This window comes from Streptomyces gamaensis, assembly GCF_042656465.1.
Taxonomy (GTDB): domain Bacteria; phylum Actinomycetota; class Actinomycetes; order Streptomycetales; family Streptomycetaceae; genus Streptomyces; species Streptomyces gamaensis.
On record NZ_JBHSPB010000031.1, the window covers coordinates 14,421 to 32,790 of the forward strand.

Annotated in this window: 16 protein-coding genes and 1 riboswitch; of the genes, 4 read left to right on the plus strand and 12 right to left on the minus strand. The window is 73.0% G+C overall.

The features are described from left to right. Positions 1 to 73: 73 nt before the first annotated feature. Positions 74 to 1,321 (plus strand): glycosyltransferase 87 family protein, encoded by a 1,248-nt coding sequence (locus ACFP1Z_RS31110; RefSeq protein ID WP_390321071.1) that lies wholly within the window; start codon positions 74 to 76, stop codon positions 1,319 to 1,321. 800 nt (positions 1,322 to 2,121) lie between these two features. On the opposite strand, the gene ACFP1Z_RS31115 is transcribed toward ACFP1Z_RS31110, so the two are convergent. The 5 genes from ACFP1Z_RS31115 to ACFP1Z_RS31135 all read right to left on the minus strand — a co-directional run bounded on the left by ACFP1Z_RS31115 (position 2,122) and on the right by ACFP1Z_RS31135 (position 7,767). After that, positions 2,122 to 3,399, minus strand: a complete 1,278-nt coding sequence (locus ACFP1Z_RS31115) for a hypothetical protein (protein WP_390321072.1) — start codon at positions 3,397 to 3,399, stop codon at positions 2,122 to 2,124. 50 nt (positions 3,400 to 3,449) lie between these two features. Then, complete coding sequence (locus tag ACFP1Z_RS31120; RefSeq protein WP_390321073.1) at positions 3,450 to 4,538, minus strand: C40 family peptidase; 1,089 nt, start codon at positions 4,536 to 4,538, stop codon at positions 3,450 to 3,452. Positions 4,539 to 4,795: 257 nt separating this feature from the next. Beyond that, positions 4,796 to 5,899: a C40 family peptidase gene (locus ACFP1Z_RS31125; RefSeq protein ID WP_390321074.1), complete on the minus strand. Its 1,104-nt coding sequence runs from the start codon at positions 5,897 to 5,899 to the stop codon at positions 4,796 to 4,798. A 230-nt stretch (positions 5,900 to 6,129) separates the two neighbouring features. Then, the gene (locus ACFP1Z_RS31130) at positions 6,130 to 7,509 is read right to left on the minus strand and encodes an NYN domain-containing protein (RefSeq protein ID WP_390321075.1); all 1,380 of its coding nucleotides are present in this window, start codon (positions 7,507 to 7,509) and stop codon (positions 6,130 to 6,132) included. Positions 7,510 to 7,527: 18 nt separating this feature from the next. Next, complete coding sequence (locus tag ACFP1Z_RS31135) at positions 7,528 to 7,767, minus strand: hypothetical protein (RefSeq protein ID WP_390321076.1); 240 nt, start codon at positions 7,765 to 7,767, stop codon at positions 7,528 to 7,530. Between the two features lie 201 nt (positions 7,768 to 7,968). Here ACFP1Z_RS31135 and ACFP1Z_RS31140 point away from each other — a divergent pair, with 201 nt between their 5' ends. Together ACFP1Z_RS31140 and ACFP1Z_RS31145 are read left to right on the plus strand one after the other, a co-directional pair. Next, positions 7,969 to 8,772: a rhomboid family intramembrane serine protease gene (locus ACFP1Z_RS31140; RefSeq protein WP_390321077.1), complete on the plus strand. Its 804-nt coding sequence runs from the start codon at positions 7,969 to 7,971 to the stop codon at positions 8,770 to 8,772. A gap of 12 nt (positions 8,773 to 8,784) precedes the next feature. Next, entirely contained in the window at positions 8,785 to 9,066 is a 282-nt protein-coding gene (locus ACFP1Z_RS31145) for an Lrp/AsnC family transcriptional regulator (protein WP_390321078.1), read from the plus strand. 31 nt (positions 9,067 to 9,097) lie between these two features. On the opposite strand, the gene ACFP1Z_RS31150 is transcribed toward ACFP1Z_RS31145, so the two are convergent. The 6 genes from ACFP1Z_RS31150 to ctaE form a co-directional block, all read right to left on the minus strand. Continuing rightward, positions 9,098 to 10,477 (minus strand): aminotransferase class V-fold PLP-dependent enzyme, encoded by a 1,380-nt coding sequence (locus tag ACFP1Z_RS31150; protein ID WP_390321079.1) that lies wholly within the window; start codon positions 10,475 to 10,477, stop codon positions 9,098 to 9,100. A 188-nt stretch (positions 10,478 to 10,665) separates the two neighbouring features. After that, a riboswitch (SAM riboswitch) is annotated at positions 10,666 to 10,782 on the minus strand. A gap of 99 nt (positions 10,783 to 10,881) precedes the next feature. Continuing rightward, on the minus strand, positions 10,882 to 11,949 hold the full coding sequence (trpD, locus tag ACFP1Z_RS31155) for an anthranilate phosphoribosyltransferase (RefSeq protein WP_390321080.1): 1,068 nt from the start codon (positions 11,947 to 11,949) through the stop codon (positions 10,882 to 10,884). Positions 11,950 to 12,128: 179 nt separating this feature from the next. Beyond that, the gene (gene qcrB, locus ACFP1Z_RS31160; RefSeq protein ID WP_390321081.1) at positions 12,129 to 13,757 is read right to left on the minus strand and encodes a cytochrome bc1 complex cytochrome b subunit; all 1,629 of its coding nucleotides are present in this window, start codon (positions 13,755 to 13,757) and stop codon (positions 12,129 to 12,131) included. Next, positions 13,754 to 14,812 (minus strand): cytochrome bc1 complex Rieske iron-sulfur subunit, encoded by a 1,059-nt coding sequence (qcrA, locus tag ACFP1Z_RS31165; protein WP_390321082.1) that lies wholly within the window; start codon positions 14,810 to 14,812, stop codon positions 13,754 to 13,756. Before qcrA ends, qcrB begins: the two co-directional genes overlap by 4 nt. Further along, positions 14,809 to 15,618 carry a cytochrome bc1 complex diheme cytochrome c subunit gene (gene qcrC, locus ACFP1Z_RS31170; RefSeq protein WP_390321083.1) on the minus strand — a complete coding sequence of 270 codons (810 nt, stop codon included), beginning with the start codon at positions 15,616 to 15,618 and terminating at the stop codon, positions 14,809 to 14,811. Before qcrC ends, qcrA begins: the two co-directional genes overlap by 4 nt. A 62-nt stretch (positions 15,619 to 15,680) precedes the next feature. After that, complete coding sequence (ctaE, locus tag ACFP1Z_RS31175) at positions 15,681 to 16,301, minus strand: aa3-type cytochrome oxidase subunit III (RefSeq protein WP_390321084.1); 621 nt, start codon at positions 16,299 to 16,301, stop codon at positions 15,681 to 15,683. Positions 16,302 to 16,601: 300 nt separating this feature from the next. On the opposite strand from ctaE, the gene ACFP1Z_RS31180 reads away from it, so the two are divergent. Further along, the gene (locus ACFP1Z_RS31180) at positions 16,602 to 17,033 is read left to right on the plus strand and encodes a hypothetical protein (RefSeq protein WP_390321085.1); all 432 of its coding nucleotides are present in this window, start codon (positions 16,602 to 16,604) and stop codon (positions 17,031 to 17,033) included. Between the two features lie 52 nt (positions 17,034 to 17,085). On the opposite strand, the gene ACFP1Z_RS31185 is transcribed toward ACFP1Z_RS31180, so the two are convergent. Next, on the minus strand, positions 17,086 to 18,333 hold the full coding sequence (locus ACFP1Z_RS31185) for a L,D-transpeptidase (RefSeq protein WP_390321086.1): 1,248 nt from the start codon (positions 18,331 to 18,333) through the stop codon (positions 17,086 to 17,088). Positions 18,334 to 18,370 lie beyond the last annotated feature (37 nt).

Below are 18,370 nucleotides of genomic sequence, written 5' to 3' on the forward strand. Positions count from 1 at the left end.
CGTCGCTCCGGGCCCCCGCTAGCGGCATCATGCCGTCCAGGCTGTGGGGAGACCATGAGGAGCGAGGTGACCGATGGCGGACAGGACGGCGAGGACCGGCGTACGGCTTGCGATCGTGGCGTGGCTGCTGTCCCGGGCCGTGCTGCTGCTGTTCGTCTTCCGGATCTGGCCGATGCCGGGCTCGGACGTCTCGGTCGACGTCGAGGTGATCTACCGGGGCTGGTACGGGGTGCTGCGCTCGGGCACCTTCCCCTCCTCGGACGTCGCCTGGCAGTATCCGCCGGCCGCCGCGCTCCCGGTGCTGGCGCCGGGGCTGCTGCCGTTCCTCGACTACGCGCCGGCGTTCTTCGTCATGTGCCTGCTGGCGGACGCACTGGTGCTCGCGCTGCTGCTGTACGCGGCGCGCTGCGGCCGGCGGGCGGCGGGCGGGGTGTGGGTGTGGGTGGCGGGGGTGCCGCTGCTCGGCCCGATCGTCTACACCCGCTACGACGTGATGGTCACGGCCGTGGCCGTGGCGGCCCTGCTGGCGGTGGGCCGGCGGGCGCGCACAGCGGGCGCGCTGGTCGGGTTCGGGGCGCTGCTGAAGGTGTGGCCGGTGCTGCTGCTGGTGGGCACGGAACGCGGCCGACCCACCCGCTCCTCCTGGCTCACCGCGCTGCTGACCGCCGGCGGGCTCGGGCTGGCGTGCGCGGTGACGATGCCGGGCGGGCTGGCGTTCCTGACCTTCCAGAAGGACCGGGGCACCGAGGTGGAGTCGCTGGGCGCGCTCGTCTTCCACCTCGGCCGGCACTTCGGCTGGCCGGGCGAGGCACGGCTGCACTACGGCTCGGTGGAGTTCCTCGGCCCGTACGTGCCGGCCGTGAGCCGGCTCGCGCTGCTGCTGTCGCTGCTGGCCTTCGGCTGGCTGCTGCTGTGGCGGCTCAAGGCCCGCCGCTTCACCGCGTGCACGCCCTACGACGCGGCGTTCGTGGCGGTACTGCTGTTCACCACGACGAGCCGGGTGATCAGCCCGCAGTACGTGATCTGGCTGATCGGGCTCGCGGCGGTGTGCGTGACGATGGGCACGGTCCGGCAGCGGCTGCCCGTGTGGCTGGTACTGGCGGCGACCCCGTTCACGCAGCTGGAGTTCCCCCTGTGGTTCGCGCACGTGGTGGACAGCGACTGGCTGGGGGTGGCGACGCTGACGGTACGCAACCTGCTGCTGACGGTGGCCACGTCCGTGGCGTGCGCCCGCCTGTGGCGCGAAACGGTGACCGAGCCGGCCCCGGCCCACGCGACCGATCCCCCCACGGAACGGGAACGCCTGCTGACGGCGGACTGAACCCCACACGGGGACGCACCCGGCCGCCCCGATCCCGGACGCAGGACCTTCCCGCGGCCGCACCCGCGCGCACGAGCGCGCTTCGGGCAGCGCCCCGAGGGGCGTGGCACCTGTGCCGATACGCGGCCCCGCCACGTGGGCGCGAACACCCCGGCACACACGCAGCCGCACCCACGCACGGCGAGCGCCCCCGCACGGCCCGCGTGGCTGCCACCCCGCCCGGCGACCGCGCCGCCGCCCCCGGCCCGGCCCCGCGCCAGCGCACGAGTGCGCTTGGGGCAGCGCCCCGAGGGGCGCGGCACCTGTGCCGATGCGCGGCTCCGCCGCGTGGGCACGAACGCTACGGCGCACTCAGCCGCACCCACGCACGGCGAGCGCCCCCGCACGGCCCGCGTGGCTGCCACCCCGCCCGGCGACCGCGCCGCCGCCCCCGGACCCGCACCCGACTGCGCCCGCATCGGCTTTCCGGGCCGGCCCGCCCGCGTGAGCGGCACCGCACGAGCGGGCCGAGCGGTCCTGGCGAAGCCCGGCGCGCTTCGGGCAGCGCCCGAAGGGCGCGCCTGTCGATGCGCGGCACCGCCGCGTGGACGCGGCCAGCCACGACGCACCCGCACACGGCCGACGCCCCGCCCGACAACCACGCCGCCTCCCCCGGCCCGGCCCCGCGCCGGCTTCCCGAGCCCGCCCGCGCGAGCGGCACCGCCGCGTCGACGCGGCCGACCACGACGCACCCGCATCCGACGAGCCGCCCCCCGTACCCGCACCGGCTCCCCGGCCCCGCCCGCGCCAGCGGCACCGGCTCAGCGGAACTCGCGCTTCACGTACGCCCGCCAGCGGTCGGTGAACTCCGCCTTGCTCACGCCCAGTTCCGCGCGCAGCGCGGACTCCACCGCTCCCGAGCGGCGGCTGTGGCCGCCGACCGCGCGGTAGAAGGCGACGAGCTTGGCCTCGCCCCACTGTTCGGCGATCATCCGGCAGGCGAGCCAGCCCTCCTCGTAGGCGCCGGCCAGCCGGCCGGCCTCGCCGGTGAAGCCGAAGTCGGCGTCGGCGGGCAGGTTCTTCGGCAGGTAGCCGGAGGCGACGGCGCGGGCGAGTTCGGGGGCGGCCTGCCGGGCGGTGCGGCCGCTGCCGCGGTAGGCGGCCCAGTCGGCGAAGCCCTCGGAGAGCCACAGCGGGGTGGCCCGGGAGGTCAGGGCGCGGGTGGCGACGTGGGTGGTCTCGTGGGTGAGGACGACACGGCGGCCGAGGTCGCCGAGCACACCGTAGGCCTCGGGGTTGACCACGATGCGGTCGGCCGGGGCCTTGCCGGAGCCGCCGACCTCCCCGGTGGTCACGGCGGCGATGCCCCGGTAGTTCGCGGCGGGGGCGTCCAGCAGGGCGGCCATCCGCTCCAGTGACTCGGGCATTTCGACGACGACCCGGCCGGGCCATTCCTGCCCGCCCCGCCAGGCGTCGGTGACGGCGGGCACGGCGGCGTCGGCGAGGTCGGCGACCGCCTTGAGCCGGTCCTCGTCCTGGCCGACGCCCAGGACGAGGCTGTGCCGGCCGCGCACGGCGGTGACCCGGCCCTGCTGCCACAGCTGCCGGCCGGCCTGGTGGGGGTCCTCGGCGGCCACGTACCAGCGGCCGTCGCGTTCGACGAGGGTCAGCCGCACGCCGGTGGTCACCGGGGCGGTGTCGTAGCCGTCCAGCCGGTAGCGGAGTTCGGCCTGGGCGGCGACGCGCCGGCCGTCGCCGGGTTCGGGCGCGAAGCCCCCGGTGCGTACCAGGCGGTACTCCCAGGAGGCCAGCGGCACGGCGGCAAGACTCTCGAAGACCTGCCGCTGCCGCTGCCGGTAGGCGGGCGACCCGGGGTCCACGGCCGCGAGGAAGGCGGCCTCGTCGTGGTCCCGTACGGCCGCCGCCCAGCGGTCCAGCAGCCGTTGCACGGTGCCGTCCCCGGGCCGCGCGCCCGGGGCGCCGTCGACGCCGCAGCCGCCCGAGGCCGTCAGGACGAGCAGGGCCGCCGCCAGGCAGCGCGCGACCCGGGGCCGACCTCCCCGGCCGCCCCGTCCTCCCCACTGCCACCAGCCCGTCACGCCCCGCATCGTACGAGCCACCCTCCCGGGGGGCTTCCCCCAGTCCCCGCTCAGGGCCTGGTCACGGACGAGATCGGCATCATGCCGACGGGGTCGTAGCGCACCCGCGCGCCCGGGTAGGGGGCGTGGATGACCTGCCCGTTGCCGACGTACATGCCGACGTGGCTGGCGTCGCCCCGGTAGACCACCAGGTCTCCGGGGCGGGCCTCGGACAGCGGCACGTGGCGGCCCGCGTTGCGCTGCGCCTGCGAGGTACGGGGCAGTCCGACCCCGGCCCGCCCGTACGCCCACTGCATCAGCCCGGAGCAGTCGAAGGAGCCGGGCCCGGTCGCGCCCCACGCGTAGGGGGAGCCGAGGGCGGAGCGGGCGGCGGCGACCGCGATGGCGCCGCGCGCGCTCGCGGCGGCCGAGGCGGCCGCGCTCCCGACGTGTTCCACGGCCTGTTCGACGGAGCCGAGGGAGCCCTCGCTGCGGTCCCCGCCGGAGCGCGAGGCCCGCCCGTAGGCCTCCCGGTCGGGCTGCGGCAGCGAGTTCAGCAGCCGGCTCGCGGCGGCGAGCTTGCGCTCCACCTCGTGCTTGCGCTCCTCGGCGGCCCGCCGGCTGTCCTCCAGCTCGCCGAGGGTACGGGCCACCTGGCTGCGCTCCTGGCGCAGCGCGCGCTGGGCCGCGACGAGCACCCGCAGCTGCTCGGCCTGCCGCCCGGAGACCCGGTCGAGGGCGGCGGCGCGCTCCAGGTAGCCGTCGGGGTCGGAGGAGAGCAGCAGTTGCAGCGCGGGGTCGACGGCGCCGCTGCGGTACTGGGCGGTGGCGATCATGCCGAGGGCGGTACGCAGCCGGTTGACGTGCTCCTGGCCGCGGGCGACGCGGTCGGCGGCCTGGTCGGCGGTGCGGTGCAGCCCGTCGGCGCGCTCCTTGGCGGCGTTGTACTTCTCGGTGGCGCGCTCGGCCTCCTCGTAGAGCCGGTCGACCCGGGCCTTGACCGTCCCGGACGGCTCGGCGGTGCCGGAGGGGGCGCCGGGCCGGGCGGCGTTCGCGGGCGCCGCCAGCGCGGCCGCCGCGGTGGCGACGGCGGCGGAGACGAAGGTGACCCGGGCGGTCTGGGCGAGACCGGACGGCGAAGGACGGCGATGGGACGCCACGGGCTGCCGCACTCCCTTCCACTGGGTGCTCGATGGTGCGGCGGTGCCGCTGCCGCCCTGCGCGCTCGCGCGGGGGCGGACGGCGTGTCGCCGCCGCGCGCCAGACAGTAGCGGCGTGCTCACCCCGCGTTCAAAGACCCCAGCCGCGAGCGAACGCGGGCAAAAAGCCGTCGCCCCGCCGGAGACGCAGGTCACCGGCGGGGCGTGGGTCATCAGGGGCTGCCGTGATTCGCCCGATCGGGCGGCGGTTCAGCCGTTCAGCCTATGCGCACCCCGTACTGGAACGGCATGTTGTTGATCGACTCGTAGCGCACATTGGCGCCCGGCTTCGGGGCGTGCAGCGTCATGCCGTTGCCCGCGTAGAGGCCGACGTGGTGCAGGTCGCCGTAGAAGAGGATGAGGTCGCCGGGGCGCAGGTCGCTCTGGTTGTAGATGCGGGTGCCGTCGTTGGCCTGCTCCTGCGAGGTGCGGCTGATGTTGACGCCGGCCTGCGCGTACGCCCAGGAGGTCAGCCCGGAGCAGTCGAAGGAGCCGGGCCCGGTGGCGCCCCACACGTACGGGGAGCCGATCTTGCCCTGGGCGGCGGCCAGGGCGGCGGCGCCGCGGCCGGAGGCGGCGGACTGCTTGCCGAGGTCGGGGCGGGAGTCGGCGCGGCTGGCGCGCCCGTTGTCGGAGGAGGAGCCGCTGCCCTGGCCCTGCGCGGCCTTGGCGGCCTCCTGGGCGGCCTTGGCCTCCTTGGCCTGCTCGGCCTCCAGCTCCGCGCGCTCCTTGGCGGTCAGGGAGTTGAGGACCTGCTGGGCCTCGGCGAGCTTGCCCTGGACCTCTTCCTTCTTCTCGGCGAGGGCCTTCTGGGTCTCGGCGAGCTCCGCGACCGCCTTGCCGGCCTCCTGGCGCTGCTGCTTGAGCGTGCGCTGCTTCTCGGCGACCAGATCGAGGGTGCGGGCCTGCTTGTCGCTCACCCGGCTGACGGTGGAGGCCTTGTCGAGGAACTCGTCGGGGTCGGAGGAGAGCAGCAGCCCCAGCGAGGAGCCGGCGGTGCCGTCGCGGTACTGGGCGGTGGCGATCGAACCGAGGCTCCCGCGCAGCTTGTTGAGCTCGTCCTGGCCGCGGGCGACCTTGTCCTGGAGCTCGCCGACCTGCTTGTCGAGCTTGTCCTGCTTCTCCTTGGCCCCGTTGTACTTCTCGGTGGCCTGCTCCGCCTCTTCGTAGAGCTGGTCGACCTTGGCCTTGGCGTCGGCCTTGGAGGGCTGCGGGTCGGCGTGCGCGGCCTGGGCGGAGAGGGCGACGGCTGCCGCGGCGGTCGCGGTCAGCACGGTGACCCGGGTCCGGCCCGGCTGTTTGGGTCGACGGTGGGACGCCACGGAGACGCGCTCCTTTTCCTCGGCCGCCGGCCCCCGCGCATCACCACGGTCCCGGCGGGACCTTCACCGTCACCCCGAATGGATGATCAACCGGGTGAAGGTTCGAGGCCCGACCTTAGTGACCCTCTCGTGATCCGTTCAAATCCTCATCGGAAAAATTCGCGCCACCCGCCCCATCCTTTACCAACATGACACAGCGGGTAGCCGGAATTTGACGCTCCGGCACCGTTTCAGGTACGGGCAAGTCGCTTGAGCAGCAGGGCGGATGCGACCGGGCGCGCCCCGGACTTGGCCACCCCGTCGGCGACCTCGCGGTCGGTGGAGACCACGACGACCGGCCGGCCCGGGGGTTCGGCCCGGACCAGTTGGCGGATGAGCTCGTCGGCGGTGACGCCGGGCTTGGAGAACAGCACCCGCACCCCGCGCGGCGGTGCGAGCAGGACGGGCGCGGCGAGTTCGGCGCCGTCGAAGACGCAGGTGACCTCGGCGCCGGTCTGCGCGGCGAGCATCGCGAGTCCGCCGAGCAGCCGCAGCCGCTGCTTGTCCAGGGGCATCGTGGGATAGCCGGTCTTGGTGACGTTGTAGCCGTCGACGACCAGATGTGCCTGAGGCAGCGCCAGCAGCTGGTCCAGCAGCGCCGGATCGGTCTCGGACAGCGCGCGGTTGGCGATGTCCTTGGGGGTCATCCGGCCCGGCTCGACGGCGTCGACGGTGTCGGCGGGGCGGGCGGCGACGGGGGGCAGCGCGAGCTCGCGGCGCAGGCCCTGCGCGGCGTCGAGGACGGTGTCCAGGAGCAGCCGCAAGCGCATGTCCTCCACGCTGCGCCCCTCGCGCACCGCGCGCCGGCCGGCCTCCAGGGCCGCCTCGGCCTCGGCGAGCCGGGCCTTGAGCCGGCGGGCCTCGCCGAGGGCGGCGGCCTTCTCGGCGGCGCCTGCGGCCCGTTGGGCCTCCAGTTCCTCGTGGGCCTTGCGCAGCGCGGCCTCGCCACGGCGCACGTCGCTGACGGCGCTGCGCAGTTTGCGCTGGAGGGTGTCGTGCTCCTTGCGCACGGCGTCGAGTTCGGCGCGGACGCGGTCGTTCTCGGCGCGGGCGTCGGCGCGGGCGGCGGCCAGTTCCTCGCGCAGCCGCCGCAGTTCGCGCTGGGCCTCCTCACCGGCGCGTTCCGCGGTGGCGCGCTGGGCCTCCTCGCCGGCGGCGGTGACGAGCTTGACCCAGCCCGCCGGACGCAGCACATAGGCCATGGCGGCCACGTCCTCGGGGTCCGCGGCGGCCGGCGGGGAGCCGGCCTCCAGGGCCTCGACGAGCTCGGTGCCGCTCTCGCGCAGCCGGGCGGAGATCCGCTGCCGGAAGGCGGCGTCGTTCTCCACGGCGGCGGCCATCGCGTTGCCCGCGAACTTGGCCCGACGACTGGGGGTGAAACGGGCGTACTGCCGCAATCCGGGCGGAAGTTCGGCCGGGGTCAGACTGCCGAAGGCCTCCGCGACGAGCCCGACGACCCGCCGCCGCACCCCTTCCGGCAGGGGACGGTCGAGCACCTCGGCGGCGCCGTCGGACCCGCCGGTGTGCTGCGGGCCACCGGCCGCATCCGAGCCGCCTGTGTGCTCCACCACCGTCACCGCTTTCGTTCTTCAGGCGCTCGCGCCCGGCCGGTCCACCAACTCGACCTGGTCCACCGCGTTGCACCAGCGGCACCGTACGGACTCGATCGTCTCACTGATCACTTCTCGCTCCTCGACCTTCGGCTCCCCGGCCAGGTCCAGGTGCACATACTCCACGGCCTTGCTCGACCGGGTGACGTCGAAGCGGGTGAGGTTGCCGCACAGCGCGCAGCGCCAGCGGGTCGTGGCGGTCGGCTGGGGAATGCCCATCGTCTTCTCACCCGTCCTTGTCAGGGTCGGTCACCAAGGTCCCGCCGGCGGCGCTCCGCTGCCGCGGCGCCCGTCCGATCCGCGGGAGTGTTCCCGGTAACCCTACGGCCTCATGGTCACCCGGCGCGGAGGGCGGCCCCGCTTCGGCGGCCCGGCGAGGCACTCTGCGCCGGTTGCGACCGGTACGCCATGATCTGCTCCATGACCGGAACGGCAGTGCGCCGGGTCCCCGCCGGACAGCGCCCGGCGCCCCCCTGGATCACCTACGGAATCATCGGCACGTGCTGCGTGGTCTTCCTCGCCGGTCCCGCCGCGGGCTTCGTCCCGCTCGCCGGCCGCCCCGAGGGCACCGGCCGGCCCGGCGGCAGCGAGCTGCTGGCCGAGCAGACCGCCTACTTCGAACGCTGGGGCGTGGTGCCGGCCGCGCTGTGGCACGGCTCCCCCCAGTCCCTGATCACCCCCCTGACCGCGCTGTTCGTCCACGGCAACTGGCTGCATCTGCTGGGGAACATGCTCTTCCTCTATGTCTTCGGCGCCATGGCCGAGCAGCACATGGGCCGCCGCGCCTTCGCCCTGTTCTATCTGGCCGTCGGGGCGGCGGCCCTGCTCGGCTACGCGGCCGCGCACGCCCACTCCACCCAGACGCTCGTCGGAGCCTCCGGGGCGATCTCGGGGGTGCTCGGGGCGTTCCTCTACCTCTTCCCCCGGGCCCGAGTCACCAGTCTCTTCCCTTTCCTGTTCTTCCTGCCGCTGCGCTTCCCGGCCTGGATGGTGCTGCTGTTCTGGTTCGCGCTGCAGTGGCTGGCGGCGCGGTCGGCGGGCGACCGGCCGCAGGTCGCCTATCTCGCCCATGTGATCGGCTTCGCGCTGGGCTTTCTGTACGCGTGGGCCCGGTACACGTGTGCGGCTAGAGTGAAGGTCCCTGTCCCCTCCGACGCCCCGTCCGCGGCCGCCCGCGACGGCGGGCCGGGGCCCGACGGGGCTCCGCCCCCCGACCCCCGATAGGAGCTGCCGGCCGTGATCACCTCGATCGTGCTCATCAAGACCGAAGCCGACCGGATCCCCGAGATCGCCGAGACCATCGCGGCGCTGGAGGGCGTGAGCGAGGTCTACTCGGTCACCGGCGCCTACGACCTGATCGCCATGGTGCGGGTGGCCCGGCACGACGACCTCGCGGACGTCATCCCGGGCCGGATCAGCAAGGTGCCGGGCGTGGCCTCCACCGAGACCCACATCGCCTTCCGCACGTACTCGCAGCACGACCTGGAGGCCGCGTTCGCGATCGGCCTGGAGAGCTGAGCGCGCGAACCGGGCCGCGGGGAGCGGGCGTTCAGGCCCCGGAGGTGTCGGGCACGCAGCGGCCGTCCTCGGTGCGGTAGGTCCAGCGCGCGCCGTGGGCCACCAACTCCTCGACGGCGCGCACGAAGCGCTCGACGTGCTCGTCGGGTGTGCCCGCGCCGAAGCTGACCCGGACCGCGTTCAGCGGCGCCTGCTCCCGCTCCCCCTCCGGCGCCCCGCACTCCCCGGGCGCCCGGCCGTCCGTACCGAGCAGGGTACGCACGAGGGGGTGGGCGCAGAACAGGCCGTCGCGCACCCCGATGCCGTACTCGGCGGACAGCGCCGCCGCCAGGTGCGAGCTGTTCCAGCCCTCGACGACGAAGGACAGCACGCCCACCCGCGGGGCGTCCTCGCCGAACAGCGACAGCACCTTCACCCCCGGCACCTCGGCCAGTCCCGCGCGCAGGGCCGACAGGAGCCGCTGCTCCCGGGCGACGAGCCGCTCGAAGCCCGCCTCGGTCAGGGCCCGGCAGGCCGCGGCGATCGCGTACGCGCCGATGACGTTGGGCGAGCCCGCCTCGTGCCGGGCGGTGCCCTCGTGCCAGACGACACTCACCCGGCCGTCGGCACCGCGCGCGACCGTACGGCTCGCGCCGCCGCCCGCCAGGTACGGCTCGGCGGCCCGGAGCCAGTCCGCGCGGCCGGCCAGCACCCCGGCGCCGAACGGCGCGTACAGCTTGTGGCCGGAGAAGGCCACCCAGTCCACGTCCAGTTCCGCGATGTCCACGGGGTGGTGGGGGGCGAGCTGGGCCGCGTCGAGCACGATCCGGGCGCCGTGCGCGTGCGCGGCCGCCGCCAGTTCCCGTACGGGCCACAGCTCCCCGGTCACATTGGACGCGCCCGTCACGCACACCAGGGCCGGGCCGTGGGGCTCGCGTCCGGCCAGCGCCCGCTCCAGGACCTCGACCGCCTCGCGCCGGGAGCGGGGCGCCGTCAGATACGTCACCTCCACGTCCGCGCGCCGCTCCCAGGGCAGCAGCGCCGCGTGATGCTCGCTCTCGAAGACGAACACCCGGGTGCCGGACGGGAGTACACCGGCCAGCAGGTTCAGGGAGTCCGTGGTGGAGCGGGTGAAGACGACCTGGTCGGCCGGGCGGCAGCCGAGGAACCGCCCGACCTCCGCCCGGCTGTTCTCGAACAGTTCCGTGGACAACTGCGAGAGATAACCGGCGCCCCGGTGCACACTCCCGTAGTACGGGGCGTACGCGGCCACGTCGTCCCACACCCGCCGCAGCGCCGGGGCGCTGGCCCCGTAGTCCAGGGCCGCGTAGCCCACCTCGCCGCCGGTGACGAGCGGGACACGGACGTCGGAGCCGAGGACGGGCAGCGGTTCGGCGACGGCGGGCAGAGTGGGTACGGCGGAAACGGACACGGCGAACTCCCGTAAGAGGCAGGCGGCTTCGACTGCGCCGGGGCGCGCGGGCAGCGCGGGGCGGCGCAGGAGCGTCCGGGAACACCCGGACGGGAAAAGGGATGTGCGGGAAAGGGGCTCTGCAGAGCCCTAGCGCATTCGCTGAACCACGGTGAGAACTCCCTCGGCAACCAGGATCCCTGGCGAGGGATCCGCGCTTGCCGCAGACCTCGCTGCCTGCGGCCCGGTCATCACCCGGGGCACCCCGCCACGGAAGGAGGGTTGCCGGACAGCAGGCCGGGGCCGTATCGCTGTCACTCGTGACCTGCGCAGGAGTATGGCACACGAAGTCGCTGCGCGGAACCGTTGTCCGCATAGCGGTGACTCGGCCCAGGGAACCCGCAACTGCCGCCCGCCGCCAGGCGCTACGCGTTGCTCGCCGCCACCCAGCGCTCCAGCACCCGCCGCGCCGCCCCGGAGTCGATCGACTCCGCAGCCCGCTCCATGCCCGCTCGGACACGCTCCACGAGCGGGGCGTCCACCTCACCCTCCAGCGCCACCAGCGCGGCGGCCGCGTTGAGCAGGACCGCGTCGCGGACCGGGCCCTTCTCCCCGGCCAGCAGCCGGCGGGCGACATCCGCGTTGTACGAGGCGTCGGCGCCGCGCAGCGCCTCGACCGGCACCAGGTCCAGGCCCACCTCGCGGGGGTCGAAGGACTCCTCGCGGACCGTGCCGCCGGCCACCGTCCACACCCGGGAGGTCGCGGTCGTGGTGAGTTCGTCGAGTCCGTCGTCGCCGCGGAAGACCAGTGCCGAGGAGCCGCGTTCGGCGAGCACCCCGGCGAGGATGGGGGCCATGCGGGCATCGGAGACCCCGGTGGCCTGGGCCCGTACCCGCGCGGGGTTGGTGAGCGGGCCGAGCACGTTGAAGGTGGTGCGGATGCCCAACTCGCGCCGCGCGGCGGCCACATGCCGCAGCGCGGGGTGGAACTTCACCGCGAAGCAGAAGGTGATCCCGGCCTCCTCGGCGACCTCCACCACCCGGCGCGGGCTCAGGTCCAGATTGACGCCGAGCTTCTCCAGCACGTCCGAGGCCCCGCTGGCGGAGGACGCGGCCCGGTTGCCGTGCTTGACGACCTTCGCGCCGGTGCCGGCCACGACGATCGAGGACATGGTGGAGATGTTGACGGTCTTCGCGCCGTCCCCGCCGGTGCCGACGATGTCGACGCTCGGGCCGGGCACCTCGATGAGCCGGGCGTGCGCGTACATCGCGCGGACCAGGCCGGAGATCTCGGCGACGGTCTCGCCCTTGGCCCGCAGCGCCACCGCGAACCCGGCGATCTGGGCGTCGGTGGCCTCCCCGCGCATGATCCGGTCCATGGCCCAGGCGGTCTCGTCGGCGCTCAGGTCACCGCCGCGCAGCAGGGTCTCCAGCAGACCCGGCCAGGTGGGGGCCACCGTGCTGTCGCCGCCTGCCGGGGTCGCCACACTCATGGTCCACGCTCCTGGTGGTCGCTCACGTCGCTTGCGTCGCTGCTCGCCGCGGGGGTCCGCGGGCCTGCGGCCAGCCTAGCCCGGCCGGGAACGGCGCAGAGCCCCGTCCAGGTGCTGGACGGGGCTCCGTGCTGTGGCGTCAGCGGGCGGTGGCCGCGGGGTGCGGCCGCCGCCGGGGATCAGTGGTGACCGTGGCCGCTGGTGATCTCCTGGTACTCCTCCACGGTGGGCTTGGGGATCTGCCCGCCCTCGCCGTAGTAGCCCTGGGAGAGCCTGGCCCGCAGCCGCTGGGACCCCTTGGCCTTGCGCTCGACACCGTTCTCGTCGACCTCGGGCTCCAGCTCCAGCGGCTTGTGCTGGTCGTGGGCCGTGAGCGTGTGCAGCTGCTCCTGCGACAGGGGCTCGTGGACCTCGACGAACTCACCGTGCGGCAGGCGCTTGATGATGCCGGACTCGCGGCCGTGCAGGACCTTGTCCCGGTCGCGGCGCTGCAGGCCCAGGCACCAGCGGCGGGTGATGACGAAGGCCAGCGCCGGGCAGACGAAGAAGCCGATGCGCACGAACCAGGTGATCGCGTTGATCGACAGGTGGAAGTGGGTGGCCCACAGGTCGTTTCCACCGCCGACCAGCATCACCATGTAGGCGGTGAGCCAGGCGACACCGAACGCGGTGCGCGTCGGGGCGTTGCGCGGGCGGTCCAGGATGTGGTGCTCGCGCTTGTCGCCCGTGACCCAGGACTCGATGAACGGGTAGACGGCGATGGCGCCGAGCACCAGCGGGAAGATCACCAGCGGGATGAAGACACCCAGGACCAGCGTGTGGCCCCACAGGTTGATCTCCCAGCCCGGCATGACACGGATCAGACCCTCGGCGAAGCCCATGTACCAGTCGGGCTGGGCGCCGGTGGAGACCTGGTCCGGCCGGTAGGGGCCGATCTCCCAGATCGGGTTGATCGTGGCGAGCGCGGCGATGGCCGCGATCACGCCGAAGACCAGGAAGAAGAAGCCACCGGCCTTGGCCGCGTAGACGGGCATCATCGGCAGGCCGACGACGTTCTTCTCGGTCCGGCCGGGACCCGCGAACTGGGTGTGCTTGTGGTAGACGACGAGGATCAGGTGCGCCACCAGCAGGCCGAGCATGATGCCCGGCAGCAGCAGCACGTGGATCGAGAAGAACCGGGGCACGAAGTCCGAGCCCGGGAACTCGCCGCCGAAGAGGAACATCGAGATGTACGTGCCGACGATCGGCACGGACAGGATCGCGCCCTCCATGAAGCGGACACCGGTGCCGGAGAGCAGGTCGTCCGGCAGGGAGTAACCGGTGAAGCCGGTGAACATGCCGAGGACGAACAGCAGGAAGCCGAACAGCCAGTTGACCTCACGCGGCTTGCGGAACGCGCCGGTGAAGAACACGCGCATCATGTGCACGAACATGCCCGCGAGGAAGATCAGCGCGGCCCAGTGGTGGATCTGCCGGATCAGCAGACCACCGCGGACGTCGAAGCTGATGTTCAGGGTGGAGGCGAAGGCCTCCGAGACCCGCACGCCCTGCAGCGGGGTGTACGGGCCGTTGTAGACCACCTCGTTCATGCTCGGGTGGAAGAACAGCGTCAGGTACACACCCGTGAGGATGATGATGATGAAGCTGTAGAGGCAGACCTCGCCCAGCATGAAGGACCAGTGGTCCGGGAAGATCTTGCGCATGTTGGCCTTGGCCAGGGAGTAGATCCCCACTCGGCCGTCGGCCCAGTCGGCGAGGCGCTCGCCCGCCGGCGCCTGGCGCCGGTTGTCCGTGGTTGCAGTACTCATCCGCGCTCCCAGTAGGCAGGACCGACGGGCTCGGCGAAGTCGCCCATGGCCTCAAGGTAGCCCTTGTCGTTGACCTTGATCCGCAGCTGCGGAAGGGCGTGGCCGGCCGGGCCGAAGATCACGCGACCGCCGTCGGACAGGTCGAACGTGGACTGGTGGCAGGGGCACAGCACATGGTGGGTCTGCTGCTCGTAGAGGCTGATCGGGCAGCCGACGTGCGTGCAGATCTTGGAGAAGGCGACGATGCCGTCGGCCGACCAGTCGAGCTCGCGCTTGTCCTTGATGTTCTCCGGGCGCAGCCGGACGATCATCAGGGCGGCCTTGGCGATCTCGGTCTGGAAGTCGTGGTCCTCCTCCTTCATGCCCTCGGGCATGGCGAAGGTCAGCGAACCGACCTGGACGTCCTCGGGGCGCAGCGGCTGCATCGTGTTCTGGTTGATCAGCAGCTTGCCCGCGGACCAGGCGGTCTTGCGGAGCTTGGTGCCCGGCAGCGGGCCGAGGTCGCGCAGCAGCACCACACCGGAGAGCGGCACCAGGGCCAGCGCGCCGAACATGGTGTTGCGGATCAGCTTGCGGCGGCCGAGCGCGGACTCCTCGGCGCCCTGCTGGAAGTCGGCCAGCACCTTGGCGCGGACCTCGGGCTCGGCCTCGATGGCGTGCCGCTCGTCGGCCATCTCCACGTCGGACATCAGGGTGCGGGCCCAGTGGACCGCGCCCGCGCCGATGCAGAACAGGGCGACGCCCAGGGTCAGGCCCAGGGCGAAGTTCAGGGCGCTGACGTGGCCGATCGGGAACACGTAGATGTTCTTGTCGACCGGGATGCCCACGTACGAGGCGATGAAGCCGACGGTGGCCAGCATCGAGACCGTGAACAGGAACGCCACGACGCGCTCGGAGCGCTTGGCCGCCCGCTCGTCGATGTCCTGGATACGGTGCTCGTGCGGCGGCAGGCCGGGGTCGGCGAACGGGTCGGCGACGGGCTTCGTCACGGTCCCGGCGGGCGCGTGGACCTGCTCGCTCGGCAGGTTCTCTTCTGGAATGTCCTGTGTACTCATGACTTCTTGGCCTTTGCGGTCCGGGCGGCGACCCAGATGGCGACGGCGATCAGCGCGCCCAGGCCGAAGACCCATGCGAACAGCCCCTCGCTGACCGGGCCGAGCCCGCCCAGCGACAGGCCACCCGGGCTCTCCGACTTGCTGGTGTTGACCTCGTCGAGGTACGCGATGATGTCCTTCTTGTTCTTCTCCGTCATCGTCGTGTCGGGGAAGGAAGGCATGTTCTGCGGGCCCGTCTGCATGGCCTCGTAGATGTGCTTGGGGTTGACGTCCTCAAGGCTCGGGGCGTACTTGCCGTTCGACAGCGCGCCACCCTTGCCGGTGAAGTTGTGGCACTGCGCGCAGTTGGTGCGGAAGAGCTCCCCGCCCTTGGCGATGTCCGCGCCGTCCGGGCTGTACTGATCCTTGGTCGGGACCGAGGGGCCGGCGCCCAGCGAGGCGATGTACGCGGCCATCTGGTCGATCTCGGCCTGGGTGTAGATCACCTTCTTGCGCGGCGCCTGGGCGCCCTGCTGCTGCAGCGGCATACGGCCGGTGCCGACCTGGAAGTCGACGGCCGCGGCGCCCACGCCCACCAGGCTCGGGCCGTCGGTGGTGCCCTGACCGCCGGTGCCGTGGCAGCTGGCGCAGCCCACGGAATAGAGCTTCTTGCCCTCTTCGATGGCCAGGGACTGAGCGCTGTCATCGGCCTTGGCCGACTCCGCCGGCGCGAACGCGGCGTACAGCCCCCCAGTTACCGCCAGCGCGAAGAGTAGGACGACGACCGCCGCCAGCGGATGGCGTCGTCGTGCGGAGAGCTTTTTCACGGATTACCCCGGTGTCAGGATCTTCTGCGTCGATGCTGGACTGCGGTCCGGTGCGGGACCGATTACTTGATCAAGTAGATCGTGGCGAAGAGGCCGATCCACACCACGTCGACGAAGTGCCAGTAGTAGGACACGACGATGGCCGCCGTCGCCTGGTGGTGGGTGAACCTCTTGGCCGCGTACGTCCTGCCCAGGACCAGCAGGAAGGCGATGAGACCGCCCGTCACGTGCAGGCCGTGGAAGCCGGTCGTCAGGTAGAAGACCGAGCCGTACGGGTCCGAGGACAGGGAGAGCCCGTCCTCCTTGACCAAGTCCGTGTACTCGAAGACCTGGCCGCCGATGAAGATGGCACCCATCACGAAGGTGACCGTGAACCAGGTGCGCAGCTTCTTGACGTCACCGCGCTCGGCGGCGAACACACCGAGCTGGCAGGTGAGGGAGGAGAGCACCAGGATCGTGGTGTTGGTCGCCGAGAACGGAAGGTTCAGCGAGGACGCCATTTCCTTCCAGTGCGCGGCACCCATCACCGATCGGAGGGTGAAGTACATCGCGAAGAGGGCCGCGAAGAACATCAGCTCGGAACTCAGCCAGATGATGGTTCCGACGCTGGTGAGGTTCGGCCGGTTGACCGACGGGTGCGCGTGCCCGGTATCTGTTGCTGTTGCTGTCGCCACGACCGACATTATGTCGGTCGCTTATCTCGCGCTCACTCCGGGGGGTGCCGTTCGGTGTGTCAAGACCTCGTGCCCGCTTCCCCCGGCCCGCTCCGGGCTCCGTCCGCCGGGCGGACACCCCTTCGCCCGAAGGGGGGAAGGCGGGCTTCCGCGGGGTCCGACGGGGCGTCATCCGCCCGGGCCGGGGCCTCCTCCCGGGCCCCGTCGCGGGAGTAGCATCGCCGGGCGGCCGGATCCCCGTCGGCCCGCTGGGTCACGTCCATTCCACAGCTGTGCGCGACGAGCCGCGCCCACGAGCCTGGAGGAACGATGCAGTCGACTGCCACGGTGCTGGTCTACAGCGATGACGCGGGCATCCGCGAGCAGGTGCGGCTCGCCGCCGGGAGCCGTCCCGCCCCCGACGCGCCGGCGGTGACGTATCTGGAGTGCGCGACGCTGCCCGCCGTGCTGCGCACCCTCGCCGAGCGCCGGGTCGACGTGTGCGTCCTGGACGGGGAGACGGCCCCGGCGGGCGGCATGGGGGTGTGCCGGCAGCTGAAGGACGAGGTCTACCGCTGCCCCCCAGTGCTGCTGCTCATCGGCCGGCCGCAGGACGCCTGGCTGGCGACGTGGAGCCGGGCGGACGCCGCGGTGACGCTCCCGCTGGACCCGGTGGAGTGCGCCTCGGCGCTGGCCGGGCTGCTGCGGAGCCGCCCGGCGGGGAACCCCGTGCCGAAGGCGGCCGGGGCCGCCCCGGCCTGACGGCCCGTCGCGCGCGGCAGCCGGCGGCCGGACCCCTGGACCGGCCGGGCCCCTAGACCAGGGGCCGCAGCCGGGCCGCGTCCTCCGGGCCGGCGCCCTCGCGTTTGCCGGCGGCCAGGGCGCTGCCCTCGCGCCACTCCTTCCACTCCATGTTCCAGTCGCCGAAGCCGTTGTCGAAGGGCGTCATGGTGGCGCCCGTACTGCCCACGACCCTGACGAGGTCGCCGACGTGCACGGTGTCGAAGAACCACTTGGCGTTCTCGGTGCTCATGCCGGTGCAGCCGTGGCTGACGTTCTCCGCGCCCTGCGAGCCCTCGGACCAGGGCGCGGCGTGCACGTACTCGCCGCTCCAGGTGACCCGCGTCGCCCAGTAGACGGGCAGGTCGTAGGAGTCGGCGCTGCCCTCCGAGATGCCGATGGTGGTGCCGCGCATACGGACGAAGGATTCGCGGCCGAGGATCACCTTGACCCCGTTGCGGGTGGCGTAGCCGGGCTTGCCGGTGGTCACGGGGATGACGCGCAGCTCCTGGCCGTTGCGCAGGACGGTCATGCTGTGCGCGGAGGCGTCGGTGACGGCCTCGATGCGGTCGCCGGTGGTCAGCCGTACGGGCTTGGCGGGGCCACCGTAGAGGCCGCCGCCGATCTGGATGCCCTCCAGGGTCGCGTGCACGTCGACGGTGGCGTGGGCGGGCCAGTAGTCCTTGGGGCGGTAGTGCAGGGTGCGGTTGTCGACCCAGTGCCAGGCGCCCTCGACGGGGGGCTGGGAGTCGACCTTCAGGGTGCGTTCGACGACGGCCCGGGTGGCGGGGTCCTGCACGGGGTGGCTCAGTTCGGCCGTGACGGGCTGTCCCACGCCGTAGGTGCCGCTCTGCGGGCCGAAGGTGACCCGCAGCAGCCGGTCGGCCGGGCTGGTGTCGAAGCCGATCGTGCGGCGGCCCTGGGCGCCGTCCTCGTCCTCGGTGCTGACGCGGACCGTGTAGTGCGCGCCGGCGGCGAGCGCGCCGGTGCTGTGCCAGCTGGAACCGTCGGCCGCGAGCTCGCCCCTGACGTACCGTCCGGCGGCGTCGGTGGCGGTGACGTCGGTGATCCGGTCCGAGCCGCTTGCCTCGATCTCCAGGGGCTTGCCCGGGTCGGCCTTCTCCCCCTCCCCGACGCTGGTGAGCTCCACCTGTTCCGTCGCGTCGTAGGGCTTGTCGGCCAGCGGGTTGGCGGAGCCGCCGCACGCGGTGACGAGTACGAGGGGGGCCAGCAGCAGAGCACAGCCGAGCACCGTGCGACGGCGGCGAGGTGAGTGGCTCATGGTCACACCGTAGGGAGCGGGGGCCGCCGGGGCCCGT

Bases quoted from the DNA above. Each gene is read 5' to 3' on its own strand.
- ACFP1Z_RS31140 (WP_390321077.1), top strand. From the start codon at position 7,969: ATGACCGGAACGGCAGTGCGCCGGGTCCCCGCCGGACAGCGCCCGGCG.
- qcrA (WP_390321082.1), bottom strand. From the start codon at position 14,812: ATGAGTACACAGGACATTCCAGAAGAGAACCTGCCGAGCGAGCAGGTC.
- qcrB (WP_390321081.1), bottom strand. From the start codon at position 13,757: ATGAGTACTGCAACCACGGACAACCGGCGCCAGGCGCCGGCGGGCGAG.
- ctaE (WP_390321084.1), bottom strand. From the start codon at position 16,301: ATGTCGGTCGTGGCGACAGCAACAGCAACAGATACCGGGCACGCGCAC.
- ACFP1Z_RS31185 (WP_390321086.1), bottom strand. From the start codon at position 18,333: ATGAGCCACTCACCTCGCCGCCGTCGCACGGTGCTCGGCTGTGCTCTG.
- ACFP1Z_RS31110 (WP_390321071.1), top strand. From the start codon at position 74: ATGGCGGACAGGACGGCGAGGACCGGCGTACGGCTTGCGATCGTGGCG.
- trpD (WP_390321080.1), bottom strand. From the start codon at position 11,949: ATGAGTGTGGCGACCCCGGCAGGCGGCGACAGCACGGTGGCCCCCACC.
- ACFP1Z_RS31135 (WP_390321076.1), bottom strand. From the start codon at position 7,767: ATGGGCATTCCCCAGCCGACCGCCACGACCCGCTGGCGCTGCGCGCTG.
- ACFP1Z_RS31180 (WP_390321085.1), top strand. From the start codon at position 16,602: ATGCAGTCGACTGCCACGGTGCTGGTCTACAGCGATGACGCGGGCATC.